The organism is Caecibacter sp. AF58-12pH5A (assembly GCF_027681725.1).
Classification (GTDB): Bacteria; Bacillota; Negativicutes; order Veillonellales; family Megasphaeraceae; genus Megasphaera; species Megasphaera hominis.
Window position 1 is genome coordinate 26,372 of sequence record NZ_JAQDBC010000025.1, and the last position, 10,837, is coordinate 37,208.

The 10,837-nt window shown below is 48.0% G+C and carries 11 protein-coding genes; 4 read left to right on the top strand and 7 right to left on the bottom strand.

The features are described from left to right. Positions 1 to 79: 79 nt before the first annotated feature. On the bottom strand, positions 80 to 895 hold the full coding sequence (locus tag PGX44_RS10255) for a basic amino acid ABC transporter substrate-binding protein (RefSeq protein WP_289002243.1): 816 nt from the start codon (positions 893 to 895) through the stop codon (positions 80 to 82). A 371-nt stretch (positions 896 to 1,266) separates the two neighbouring features. On the opposite strand from PGX44_RS10255, the gene PGX44_RS10260 reads away from it, so the two are divergent. Beyond that, positions 1,267 to 1,992: a DUF805 domain-containing protein gene (locus PGX44_RS10260; protein WP_498855299.1), complete on the top strand. Its 726-nt coding sequence runs from the start codon at positions 1,267 to 1,269 to the stop codon at positions 1,990 to 1,992. 242 nt (positions 1,993 to 2,234) lie between these two features. Here PGX44_RS10260 and PGX44_RS10265 read toward each other — a convergent pair whose 3' ends face one another. From PGX44_RS10265 to PGX44_RS10290, 6 genes are all read right to left on the bottom strand, one after another. Then, entirely contained in the window at positions 2,235 to 2,582 is a 348-nt protein-coding gene (locus tag PGX44_RS10265; protein WP_498855300.1) for a hypothetical protein, read from the bottom strand. A 311-nt stretch (positions 2,583 to 2,893) separates the two neighbouring features. Continuing rightward, positions 2,894 to 3,259, bottom strand: coding sequence for a hypothetical protein (locus tag PGX44_RS10270; protein WP_498855301.1), 366 nt, complete (start codon positions 3,257 to 3,259; stop codon positions 2,894 to 2,896). A gap of 170 nt (positions 3,260 to 3,429) precedes the next feature. Continuing rightward, on the bottom strand, positions 3,430 to 3,858 hold the full coding sequence (locus PGX44_RS10275) for an SH3 domain-containing protein (RefSeq protein ID WP_498855302.1): 429 nt from the start codon (positions 3,856 to 3,858) through the stop codon (positions 3,430 to 3,432). Positions 3,859 to 4,294: 436 nt separating this feature from the next. Next, positions 4,295 to 5,077: an amidohydrolase family protein gene (locus PGX44_RS10280; RefSeq protein WP_498855303.1), complete on the bottom strand. Its 783-nt coding sequence runs from the start codon at positions 5,075 to 5,077 to the stop codon at positions 4,295 to 4,297. 12 nt (positions 5,078 to 5,089) lie between these two features. Beyond that, positions 5,090 to 6,331 carry an L-fucose:H+ symporter permease gene (gene fucP / locus PGX44_RS10285; protein ID WP_288201462.1) on the bottom strand — a complete coding sequence of 414 codons (1,242 nt, stop codon included), beginning with the start codon at positions 6,329 to 6,331 and terminating at the stop codon, positions 5,090 to 5,092. Between the two features lie 18 nt (positions 6,332 to 6,349). After that, entirely contained in the window at positions 6,350 to 7,126 is a 777-nt protein-coding gene (locus tag PGX44_RS10290; RefSeq protein WP_498855304.1) for an SDR family oxidoreductase, read from the bottom strand. A gap of 253 nt (positions 7,127 to 7,379) precedes the next feature. Between PGX44_RS10290 and PGX44_RS10295 the strand changes: the two genes are divergently transcribed. The 3 genes from PGX44_RS10295 (at position 7,380) to PGX44_RS10305 (ending at position 10,376) form a co-directional block, all read left to right on the top strand. After that, the gene (locus PGX44_RS10295; RefSeq protein WP_498855305.1) at positions 7,380 to 8,246 is read left to right on the top strand and encodes a helix-turn-helix domain-containing protein; all 867 of its coding nucleotides are present in this window, start codon (positions 7,380 to 7,382) and stop codon (positions 8,244 to 8,246) included. Between the two features lie 361 nt (positions 8,247 to 8,607). Continuing rightward, positions 8,608 to 9,405: a zinc-ribbon domain-containing protein gene (locus PGX44_RS10300; RefSeq protein WP_498855306.1), complete on the top strand. Its 798-nt coding sequence runs from the start codon at positions 8,608 to 8,610 to the stop codon at positions 9,403 to 9,405. A gap of 35 nt (positions 9,406 to 9,440) precedes the next feature. Further along, positions 9,441 to 10,376, top strand: coding sequence for a serine hydrolase (locus PGX44_RS10305; protein ID WP_498855307.1), 936 nt, complete (start codon positions 9,441 to 9,443; stop codon positions 10,374 to 10,376). The last annotated feature ends 461 nt before the right edge of the window (positions 10,377 to 10,837 follow it).

The window sequence follows — 10,837 nt, forward strand, 5'->3', positions numbered from 1 at the left end:
CAAATTATTTATACACACAAAAACCTCGTTCTGCTGTGGGAGAAGCAGGACGAGGTTTTGTTGTCATATGAGAGAAGGCTTATTTCAAAGCATCTTCGCCGGATTTCGGCAGGTTCGGCATTTCTGTGTTGAACCATTTCTTGTAGAGTTTCTGGAATTCGCCATTGGCTTTGAGTTTTTCCATAGCGGCGTTGACTTCGTTCATGAGTTCTTTGTTGTCTTTGTTGAAGGCGAAGGCAAGGTATTCCGATTTCGTACCGGGAATTTCGATTTCATTATATTTGTCTTTGCCGTCTTTCGTAAGGAAGTAGTCAGCAACCGGTTTATCCAGGATGGCTGCCGGCGAGCCGCCTACGGAGAGTTCCATAATGACTTCCGAGTTGTTATCAAACTGCTTCGTCTGCAGGCCGTTTTCTTCCGCATACTGGGCGCCTGTCGTGCCGATCTGTACGGCTACCTGTTTGCCAGCCAGGTCAGCCGCTGTTTTGATGCCGCTGTTTTTCGGCGTCAGGATGACCAGCTTTGATTCATAGAACGGTTCGGAGAAGTTGACTTTCTGAGCCCGGTCTTTGGTAACGGTCATACCGGCAGCAGCGATGTCCATATCGCCCTGCTGCAGCGTCGGGATGATACCCGAGAAGGCGATGTTGTTGATTTCCAGATCGCGGCCCATTTCTTTTGCTACAGCCCGGAGCAGGTCCATTTCAAAGCCCTGGTATTCTTTGGAATTGGCATCTTCCTTAAATTCGAAGGGAACGAAAGTAGCGTTCGTAGCAACGCGGAGCGGTTTCGATGCATCGGCTTTTTTATCGGCTTTATCGTTGCCACAGCCTGCCAGCAGAGATGCAGCGACGATACCTGTTAAGCAGACCGTGAGAATAGATTTCCATTTCATGATGAGTTCCTCCTTGAAGTGAATAAATAATTGATTCGATTTCTGTATTATACCATCTTTTTTAGAAATGTAAATAGTTTATGCAATAAAAAAGTATAAATTTAAAATATTTCTCTTTCGCATAAAAATGATCAAATAACGATGTTATCAAGTACTACACTGTGATTTATCAGAAATAATAGGGAGAGAGGAAATATGCATATTCTGTGAAGCCACTTTTGCATAAGTGCTGGAGCTGTCTCAATGTGCAAAATAGAAGAGATTGGGCTTTGTAAAGGGAAACATAATCTAAAATTATTGTACAGGCCTGGGCTATAATGATATAATACCGTATCTTAGTTTACCTTTTCTTATCGATAGGAGATGATCGTTTGGAACGTTCAACCGGCTGGATCAGTTTTCGTGGCCGCATGGACCGGAAAACATATACGCGAAAATTTCTATTAGCCTTTGCAGCAGGTATCTTCACGCTGGGAGCCGCTGTATTTCTCGTCGTGGCCTTTGGTGTATTATCCTTTAGTACGGCCATAGAAGAGAACTTCTACATCACTACGTTGGCAGACACGGCCATTGCCTGCTTGCTCTTTGCTGCAGTCAATGCAGCTGTTGCCCAACTTTCCCTGGGTGTCCGCCGCTTGCGCGACCTAGGCCGTTCGCCCTTTTGGGTTATTCCGGCAGGTGTACTTTTCTGCGTGCCATTGTTGTTTCTGTGCTTTATAGAAGGCACGGTGGCAACGGCAACAAAGGAAGAAAGACCCGTGCCCCGGACGGCACCGCCCCTTCACAACGGCTGGATTACCTTTACAGGCCGCATGGAACGGCACAAATATATACAAAAGCTCCTTTCCCTTACGATTGTGGGCCTGGCCCTGCAACTGGTCATCAATCAATTAGCGGATCCGGACGAATACCTCGCTCTAGGGTTTTTGACTGTAATCACCCTCCTGGCCTTGATCATCACCATCGCCACGCTTAGCCTCGTCGTGCGGCGCCTCCGTGACATCGATCGCTCGCCCTGGTGGGCTCTGACCGCCTTTCTGGGCCTTCCCTACGCGATTATCGCCATTGCCCTTTGCTTTAAGGAAAGCCGCTGGTAGAGGAGAAGCAGGAAATATCGGCCCTTATTTCTAAAGGAACAATGGGCTAGACTATAAATTTTTGACGCAAGAAGATAGATACTAGGAACCAAACAACCAGAACGAAATGCTGGAACACAACTGTTCTCAAGTTCTTGCCGGTCAGGAACGGCCCATGCAAGACGTATTTGCTGACCTCCTAAAAAGACTAATTAGTGACAAAACCCCCGGCCAGGATTAACCTGGAACGGGGGTTTTCGGCGTTAACGTTCCCACAATGCATGGTAGACTAGATCAACGCCATTATTCTTTTCAATGGGCTGATAGTTCAGACAGGCTGCTGCATGCTGGCTTTTTACCTGGCCGTTCGCATCGTAGACCGCTTCTCGTATGAATGCAAAACTCTTGGTATAATGATTGAATTTGAGGCGAGCTACTTGCGTCATGCCATTGTACATGGTCTTTGTCAGCACTGTGGCTTCGTAGTCGTTAGCCTTGACGGAATCGTTGTCCAAATATAAGGAAACGCCGTCAGAATTAGTAAGACAAACCCAGTTCGTAGCAAACACCGGCAGGCAATAAGTTGCCAAGGCCAGCATTACGACAAACAACTTTTTCTTCGTTTCTGAGACCTCCTTTCTCTGGTATGTTGCTTTCTCCCCTGCAGGAGCAGAAGGAAAATGTTGCTAAATATGTAAGAAATAACATAATACGGCCTTATTATAGCAGAGTGAATCAGGAAAAACTATAGGTGTTTTCAGTTTTTTTGCGATTTTGTGGAATAGGCTGATACGGCAGGAAAGTTCCCTGTAATTGAGACGTGATTGGCATTTACTGTTTTAAATGATTCGAAAGTAATCGGAGATATAAAAAGAATGCCCCCGGCCAATGAGAAGTTGGAACGGGGCATTCTTGAATAGAATTAGTAGGGCCAGATGGCGTAATAAATGAATTCGCCTATACTTCCAGGTACTATAGACTCATAATCTAAATAGGAAGAATGATAGCTGTCAATGACACTGCCATATGCATTATACTTAATATAGGAAATAGTGGCCGTTGTTTTATTACTACGGCGTATATCTAATTGCTCTATATCATATGTGCCAGAGGAATGTACGTATTTTACCCATACGATAGCTTCAGAATAGTTTTTTCGCACAGAAGAATTATCGATATACAGATTTGTTCCATCCGTTGCTTGGCCCAAATAATACCAGCTAGCCGCAAAGGACGGCATGCACCACGTGCAGAGAAGCATTAATAAGATAACTAATTTCTTTTTCATAGCCTAGCGCCTTCTTTCTTCCTTATTTCCCCCAGTTGCATAGACCTGCAGTGAAAATGTGAATGACTTACGGAGTAAAGTAGTATTTGTTTTTATTATAACAAATACACATGATAAAAACTACAAAATTTATGTATTCAATTTTGGATTGGGTGACTGTCAGTTATCTCCTACCACTTCGCTCGTCCGCCGGAGCGGTAATTTTCTTCTTCGTCGTAACTGTCATCCCAGTCTTGGTCCGCTTCGAGGGAGTCATTTTCACTTTGCAGGTCGCTGTTTTCGTCTTCCAGGTCTCTGATTTTCGATTTCAGTTCCTCATTTTCTTCCCGCAGGAATTCTACGTCCGGATCCTCGTTGTAGTAGACTACCTGCGGCGGCTGTCCGTTTTCATAGTCCTTTAGTTTTTGAGTAAGTGTGGAAATTTGTCCCTGTTGTTGCTGCAGAGCGTTGGTTAGGACCGCGTCGGCATTCCGTTGGCTGGCATTAACGGCTTCCTCAATTTGTTTCGGCACGACGAAGTGCTGATAATAGCCAAAGGCACAGGCTGCAATGACAGCGACGACGAGGGCTTCGCCGTGTTTTTCGAAAAATCCTGCCATCGTATTCACCTCCTTATACTGCCTGGTGTGATAGATTTGGGTCGATCCCTGATGCGGAGAGATAAGTGAAAATATATAATACAGACTTATTATAGCAAAAATAAATAGAGAAAACTATACGGCCTGAGAAAGCCTGACAGACGTCTGGAAACATGGTTGTACAAGTATATAATAGAAAACTCATAAAAGGACATACGTATGACCACAAGGATAGAAAAAAATATTTAGTATTACATTTTATTATATAACTATAACAATAGGCACTTGTTAATAAAATAAAAAAGACCAGGACGCGCAGGTTCTGGCCTTTCGGAAGTATATATTCTGTTAGTGAGAGCAGAGAAAAAACGATACGAGCCGGAATATGGCAAAGGCCCGCAACAGATCTGACAGTGGATCTGCTGCGGGCCTTTTGCCTACGCGTGTTAGGAGAGGCTTACGCCTGAATGTGGTACAGTGCCTTTGCCGTGTTGGCAAAGAAGTCCGGATCGTCGTTGAAATACTCCCGGACGATGCGGAGGTGTTCGTCGAACGTCGAGTACAAGGATACGACAGGATAGTTCGACGCATAGATGAGGCGGTTGGGAGCAAAGGTCTGCGTCAGGAAGTGGAGGAGGTCCTTGACGAAGGCCGTATCTGCCGTAGGGAACCCGGATACCTTGCAGTATACGTTTGGCAGAGAAGCCAAGTTGGCCATATCCCGCTTATATGCAGCCGTCATGGCCGTGGCGTTGCCACAATGGTTGATGACGATTGTAGCCTGGGGTACTGTTTTGGCTGCTTCGTACATGTCGTCTAATTCTTCTGTACGGTTGCAGCTTTCAAAGAGCAGCCCTGCATCGGCCAGGCGTTCCAGACCGGCGAGAAAGCTTTTTTCCAGGCAGCGTCCTTTCGGCGACGACGGTACATGGAGTGGTTCCCGTACGCCGGCGATGCCCAAGGGTACGCGCATGTGATCTGATAAGGTAGCCCGCATGACCTTGGCCAGCATTTTGGGCTCCTTCAGGCCGTAAATATATTCGTCTTCTTTCAGGCGGTCATCGCAATCTACTTCGATGTACACACCGCCCAAGAAGCGGACGTCTGCATGGGCCTCGTAGGCAGCGATGAGATCACTGGCGGCGTAGCTGTGGGCAATGGCCGGACAGTCTGCCAGCCAGGGCAGGTGCAGGACGTCCAGATTCCAAAGGTGGAAATGACTATCAATGATGGTAAGCATAGCAGAGTCTCCTTAGGATGCAATAGATTTCTTCTTCGTATCGGCCTGGCTGCCCTTAAAGCCATACCATGCGACGTAGAGGAAGCACGGGATGAGGAGCAGGTAACCTGCTGCCGTGTTGGCCATATCGGCGATGCGGCCCATGAAGAACGGCATAATAGCGCCACCGACAATGCTCATGATGATGATACTCGAAGCAGTCTTGACCAGATTCTGTGGCAGGTTGACAATGCTCAACGCGAAAATCGTCGGGAAGCTGATGGACATAAAGAAGAATACAGCAATGAGGAGGAATACGCTCGGGCTGCCCGTAACGACATTGAGGAGGACGACGAGGATGGCGTTGATGAAGGAATACGTACCGAGAATCTTGCCGGCACTGAATTTCTTCATGAGCGGCGTCGTGACGACACGGCCAATGAGGAAGGCTACGAGGGCAATGCTAAAGAAATAGGACGCGCGGCTGTCGCTCAGACCCTGCCAATGTTCGACGCTGTAATTGATAAAGAAGGCGCCGGCACCGACCTGGGCAGCAATGTAGAGGAACTGCGCCAAGGCACCGAGACGGAAATGCTTGTAGCTAAAGAGCTGGCTGTATGAGCCGTCCCCTTCAGCGGCATCTTCATCGCCGGAAACGTCAGACCCTTCAGGCAGCTTGTTGACGACGAAGAGAATGAGCATGACGAAGACGATAGCAGCAATACCGACGTATACCATTTGCACATTGTGCATGTTGCGGTCAATATCGGTACCGCTGGCAATAGACAGGAAGAGCATACCGCCGATAATCGGTCCCAGGAACTGGCCAATGCCGTTGGCACATTGGGCAATGTTCAGGCGGAAGGCTGCGTTCTTGTCGCTGCCCAGCTTGGTAATGTACGGGTTGGCGTTCGTTTCCAGGCTGGCCAGGCCGCAAGCGATGATAAAGAAGGCTACGAGGAAAATGTGGAAACTGTGGGCATTGCTCGCCGGAATAATCATGAGAGCGCCAATGGCGTAGAGCGCCAGGCCCATCATGATGCCGCCCTTATAGCCATATTTGCGGGCTACGAGAGAAGCCGGCGTAGCGAAGACGAAATAGCCGCCGAAATACGCTGCCTGCAAGAGGCCGGACGTGGCTTTCGTAATGCCGAGCTGATTCTGGAAATTCTTGTTCATGACGTCGATCAGGCCATAACTGAGACCCCAGAGGAGAAACAGGGCCGTGACCAGGACGAAGGCAATCTTAATACTTTTACTGCTGGCACTTGGCATAATGACTACCTCCTTACCCTACGTTAACGCACGGTCGAGGTGTACATAGCCGCCATCGACGAATACCCACTGGCCCGTCGTATGCGAAGCTTTTGGCGAGAGGAGGAAGACCGTAGCGTCACCGATTTCTTCGATCGATGTAAAGCGGTGTTTCAAAGGAATCTTGTCTGTAATGACCTGCTTACGCGCTTCCGGATCGTCGAAGGTCTTGATCCATTTGGCGTAGAGCGGTGTCCAGCATTCGCTGACGACGATGGCGTTGACGCGAATGTCATACTGCAAAAAAGCGGCAGCCCATTCCCGTGTCAGACCGAGGATTGCGCCTTTGGCAGCGGCGTAGGCACTGGTCTTGCCCTGACCTGTAAGGGCCGTTTTGGAGGAAATGTTGAGAATAGCGCCCTTGCTTTTAATGAGGTAGGGAAGGGCTGCCCGGACGAGTTCATAGTAATGAGTTAAATTGCCGTGGAGGCTGGTTTCAAATTCCTGCCAGGTCGTGTCTTCAATGGCTTTATTATCATTACAGCCGGCGTTGTTGACGACGCCAAAGATACTACCGCGCCGTTTGGCTACATCGTCGACAATCGGTTTGATTTCATCTGTATTGTTCAAATCGATGAGATGGAATTCGTAATCAGCACCCATGGCATCCAATTCTTTTTTGAATTCCGGTTTGTCCGAACGTGTTAAGATAACCGGAACAGCACCTTCTTTGACGAGAGAAACGACGATACCACTGCCGATGCCGGCGCCACCGCCGGAGACGAGTACTACTTTACCTTTTAACTGCAAATCCATAATACGACCACCCTTTCTTAACTATGCGAATGTAGTATAGTTCGATTGCTTACGTTGAGAATCATGCATGATTAAGATTTTAAGTATCTCTTTTGCTCATACACATAGTATAGCATTAGGGTTTTGCATTTTCTTGTGGTATACTATCCATAAATATAATTATTTTAATATTAAGAATTACTTATGCCTTAAAAATGTACTTATTTTACGATTTTTTGTAACAATATTATGATGAAAGGAGAAATGCATCCTTATGGAACACGAAAGCTATCACGAAATTATGCAGCGCGGCCGCTTTGACTTTCCTATTGGTTTCTACCATGTGGAGAAATATCACCCCCGCTTCAACATGCCCTATCATTGGCACATGGAATATGAACTCATCCATATCCTCCGCGGCGGCTTTACCATTTCCCTCAACGATGAGACAATCCATATGGTACCGGGCGATATTGTCTTCGTCAGTGACGGCATCGTTCATGGCGGCGTCGTCGACTCTGATGACACCGTATACGAATGCCTCGTCTTTGATCCGCAAAAACTCCTTCTGCCGGCTAACTACCACGCAGCGAATCTGGATCAGATCTTTTCCCATACCCTGCGCGTCCGCAACCATTTCACTCCGGACGATCAGAAGCTGTCTGCTGTCATTCCGGCTCTTTTTAACCAGTTTCAGCAGCACCAGCCCGGCTATGAACTTATCGTCACAGGCCTTCTCTATACGGTGTTTGGCCTCATTATCCAGGAAAAGCAATATACGACCGTTGCCGTAGAGCCTGTAGAAAGCAGCTTTGCCCAGTTGCAGAAACTGAAAAATGCCTTCCGCCTTATCGATGAAAAATACAGCACGGCCCTTACCCTGGCGGACCTATCCAATGCAGCGGGCCTGTCGCCCAATTACTTCTGCAAGGTCTTCCAAAACCTGACGAAATTTACACCCATTGAATATTTGAACCGCTTCCGTATCGACCAGGCCTGCGTGAAGCTCGCCTATACAGACGCATCCATTACGGATATTGCCTATGCCTGTGGCTTTAACAATTTAAGCTATTTCATCAAGACCTTTCGCCGGCAAAAGGGAATTTCGCCAGGCAAATTCCGCCAGAAGAATCGGGAGTGAAGCCGGATCCAGGCGTGCCGTGACGCGAAAAGATAGATTCTGTGCAAAAAAAGAACCTCTAATAATTTATATTGCAGAAAGAGTATAAGCAGGATATACTTTAAACTAGAACAGAAGTGGTGTAGGCACGACAGCGTTCCTTTGCAATTGCCTTGTTTTCCCGTGTGAAGCGTATTAGGTCAAGGAATACGGAAAACAGTTGACTATTAGCTGAAATAATCAAAAAGGAACGCATGACGTGAATATCCCCTTTCCCTGTAGGACCCGCGTACGGTGCAGCCGTATCTTGTTTTTATATACTATAATATGTTGCCTGTAGCGGAGCAGTTAGACGAATAAGAAACGAAGGAGACTAACGGAAATGGCAAAATTTTGTAGAAAATGTGGCAGACCCTTAGAGCCAGGCGTAAAATTCTGCACGTCCTGTGGTGCCCCGGTCAATACGGAAGCAGCCCCGCAGGAAGCACCGGTCACTCCTCCGGCATCGGTCTATGAAAATGAACCTCACGCAGGACAGACCGTGCCGCCGCAGGCTGAAAATCCGTATAATGCAGCGCAGGAACCGCCTAAACAGTCTGGCGGTTTCGACAAACGCCCCCTCATTGGCGGCCTCATTGCTGCTTTGCTCATCGCCATTGGCGGTGGCGTCTACTATCATTACGACCAGCAACAGCAGACCATTCAGCAGCTGCAGCAAAAACAGGCCGAAACCGAAGCGGCTGCCAAGGCCCAGCAGGAAGAAGCGGCAAAAGCAGCGCAGGCACAGAAAGACAAAGAAAATGCAGCCAATGCAGCGGCGACGGCAAAATACATCAAAAAGGCGTTGAGCCAAATGAAAGAGATTGAAGACGGAATGTCGAGTATGGCTGGCCTGATTAATTCCGGTAATGCTACAATGGGACAGGTCATGTACAGACATAATGATATTTTAAGGCATATTGACAATACAAGAGAACTCTTGGCCAATATGCCCCAGCCTAAGGATCAAAAGGTGGTCGACCAGGTCAACGAGCTCCTGCGGTTGGAAGTGGCGCGGACCGATTGCATGCTCAATGGGGCGCGGGGTGATAGGTCTCAGTTTTCCCGTGGCAATGACCTCTACGATGACTATCAAACGAAATATTATGATCTGACACAGCAATACCATATAACGCTATGAGCCGGCCTCTCATAAAAAGGCTTTGTCTGGCAGGCTTGTTACTCGCAGGTCTGGGCGCGTTGTTTTTCCTGGGCTGGAGCAGAGACGATGTGCCGGCAGCGGTACCACCACCGGAACTGGCTGAAACCGGTACGTCTGATAAAACGGCTGATGCGGTACAGACGGCAGAAAAGGAGCACGTACAAACGACGTGGCATGCGCAACTGGAAGAAAAACTGCCGGGCCTGTTAGGCCGGGAGCACGAAAAGTACGCGGTTTTTGCCTTTTACCCTGACCGCGACAGCCAGCCTTTTAGTTATCAGTCCCGTCCTATGCGCTCGGCCAGTATGATCAAGGTGTTCATTCTGGAAAAGGCCATGTCTGATGTAGAGCACCAGACCTTGTCCCTCGATGAAACGCTGACCCTGCACGGCTCCGATAAGGTCGGCGGCGCCGGCGTCCTCGGCGGCTGGCCTGATGGTTCAGCCATTCCCGTGCGCCAAGTGCTGACCCTTATGATTACCGAAAGCGACAATACGGCGACGAATCTCATGATCGACCGCCTGGGCATGGATGCTATTAATACATATATAGGCGATCACGGCTATGGCGATACCCGGTTGGCCCGAAAGATGATGGATACAGAAGCTATGCAAGCCGGCCGGGAAAATATGACCTCCGTCAATGATCTGGGGCTCTACTTTACGCGCCTTTGGCGGCAAGAAGATATGTCACCGGCGTCGCGGGCCTTTATGCTGGACTGCCTCTTTGGCCAGACCGATACAGAATGCTTCCCCGCAGCCTTTCCTGAGGCGCGCATTGCTCATAAAACAGGTGAACTAGATGGTCTGTATGACGACGGCGGTATCATCCTGCGACACGACGAACCACTCATCCTTTGCATCATGGACGACGACATATTCAGCCGCTACTTAACCATCCGGACCATGAAAGAGGTAGCCAAAACTATTGGCGCTATGTATGCGCAATAAGAAGATATATAATTTGTCACTGGCCCGCTGTCTCTGAGATGGCGGGCCTTGTGGTTATCAATCCAGCCTCCCATTTGAAACGTGCCAAAAAAGGAAAGTACAGACATGAAACCGTGTCCAGCGCGCAAGCTTGTCACTTTTTGTTGCTTTCGTATGCATATCCCGTATAAGAAAAGACAATTCCTTTTCGCACTCTGCCTTGACGAGTGCTAGATTCGGTGCTAACATATATGTATCAGCTATTGCGGACGTGCGAAAGAATGAATAAGCAAGAAGTGCAAGTTCTATTTTTTTGTGTCTTTTTACTGTGTGTCAGTTTGCTTGCTATTGTCTTTTTTTTGTTTTAAAAGTTCTTCAAAAAAGTGCTTGACAGAGAAGAGAGCAAATGATATACTTCAATAGCTGTCAGGTGAGGGCAAACAAAAAGCCCTAAATGTATTGCGCCGAGTGGACAAATGAGT